Consider the following 1,824-nt stretch of genomic DNA (forward strand, 5'->3'; position numbering starts at 1 on the left):
GGCCGGGGCCGGATCGCGGCATGGTCTTTCAGTCCTACACGCTGTTTCCCTGGCTGACTGTGGCGCAGAACATCGCTTTCGGCTTGCGCGAACGCGGAATGCCCGAAAAGGAGCGGGACGGGGTCGTCGCTTCCTACGTCAATCTCGTCGGCCTGAAAGGGTTCGAGAACCATTGGCCGAAGCAGCTCTCCGGCGGCATGCAGCAGCGCACGGCGATCGCCCGGGCGCTGGCTAACGATCCGGAGATCCTGTTGCTGGATGAGCCGTTCGGCGCGCTCGACAACCAGACGCGCGGTCTGATGCAGGAACTGCTGCTCGGCATCTGGGAACGGCGCCAAAAGACGGTGCTGTTCGTCACCCATGACATCGAGGAGGCGATCTTCATGGCCTCGCGCGTCATCGTGATGACGGCGCGGCCTGGCCGCATCAAGTCGGATGTCGCCATCGACCTGCCGCATCCGCGCCATTACACGCTGAAGACCAGCCCGGAATTCTCGGCGCTGAAAGCGCGGCTGACCGAGGATATTCGGGTCGAGGCGATGCGCACGGCGCAGGCGTAGTCAGACCGACACAGCCTGATCATCTGGAAAGATACTTGGCTCGCTCAACAGACGCTTGAGGCGAGGAAGATCACGTTTCGGGGCGTCCAGAGCCGCCTCACGTGACACCTCTGCTCAGGCGGCCAGCAGCTGCTTGCGGTCGACGCGCTCCTGCTGCGGCGAGCGGGCGTAGAGTTCGCGGTAGCATTTGGAGAAATGCGAGGCCGAGACGAAGCCGCAGGCGACCGCCACCTCGACCACTGGCATCGAGGACTGGATCAGCAGGTGCCGAGCGCGGTCGAGCCGGATTTCGAGATAATAGCGGGCGGGGGAGCGGCCCATCTCGGTGCGGAACAGCCGCTCGATCTGGCGGCGCGACAGGTCGACATGATCGGCGATCTCGATCAGTGACAGCGGCTCCGACAGATTGCCTTCCATCAACTCGATGATGGTCAGCACTTTCGAGTTCTGGACGCCGAGGCGGGCGCGCAGCGGCAGGCGCTGGCGGTCGGTGGGGCTGCGCACGCGGTCGGTCAGCACCTGCTCGCAGACGCGGTTGACGAGGTTCTCGTCAAAGTCGTCGCCGATCAGCTTCAGCATCATGTCGAGTGCGGCGGTGCCACCGGCGCAGGTGTAGATGTTCTGGTCGATCTCGAAGAGGTCGGCAAAGACATTGGCCTTCGGGAACGCCTCGGAAAAGCCCGGCAGGTTCTCCCAGTGGATGGCGCAGCGCTTGTTGGACAACAGGCCGGCGGCGGCGAGGATATGCGCGCCGGTGCACAGGCCGCCGACGGCGACGCCGCGATTGTATTCCTCGCGCAGCCAGGCGAAGGCGGACTTGTTTTGGTAGCGCTCGACATTGATGCCGCTGCAGACGATGGCCATGTTCGGCCGATCGGGACCTGCCATCTTCTTGCGTTCATCCTCGAGCGACGTGTTGACCGCGCACTCGACTCCGTTCGAGGCGCGCACCGGCTTGCCGTCGATGCTGGCGAGGCGCCATCGATAGGCCTCGTAGCCGAGCATGCGATTGGCCGAGCGCAGCGGGTCGAGCGCGGTCGCAAAGGCGATCATGGTGAAATCGGGAATAAGGAAGAATACAAACGACCGCTTGATCGGATGCTTTACGGCGTTCAAGGGAACCTCACACAGCCATGGCGCGAACAGGATGTCGCGAATAGCATAGCGACATCAGGAAAAACCATGTCTGTCAATCGGCTACGCCGCTACGAAAAGATTAAATTTGCGACATGGGTCGCAAATGGGCAATCGGCGTGCAGCGGGG

Annotated in this window: 2 protein-coding genes; one reads left to right on the top strand and one right to left on the bottom strand. The window is 63.0% G+C overall.

The genetic code is table 11. The features are described from left to right. The coding region (locus EN994_RS29590) for an ABC transporter ATP-binding protein (RefSeq protein ID WP_164746329.1) at positions 1-560 on the top strand (560 nt) is incomplete at its 5' end. 114 nt (positions 561-674) lie between these two features. Here the strand turns inward: EN994_RS29590 and EN994_RS29595 are convergent. Next, the gene (locus tag EN994_RS29595; RefSeq protein ID WP_348625597.1) at positions 675-1,613 is read right to left on the bottom strand and encodes a GlxA family transcriptional regulator; all 939 of its coding nucleotides are present in this window, start codon (positions 1,611-1,613) and stop codon (positions 675-677) included. Positions 1,614-1,824 lie beyond the last annotated feature (211 nt).

The sequence above is a fragment of the Mesorhizobium sp. M7A.F.Ca.CA.002.09.1.1 genome (assembly GCF_003998555.1).
In the GTDB taxonomy this organism is placed as follows: domain Bacteria; phylum Pseudomonadota; class Alphaproteobacteria; order Rhizobiales; family Rhizobiaceae; genus Mesorhizobium; species Mesorhizobium ciceri.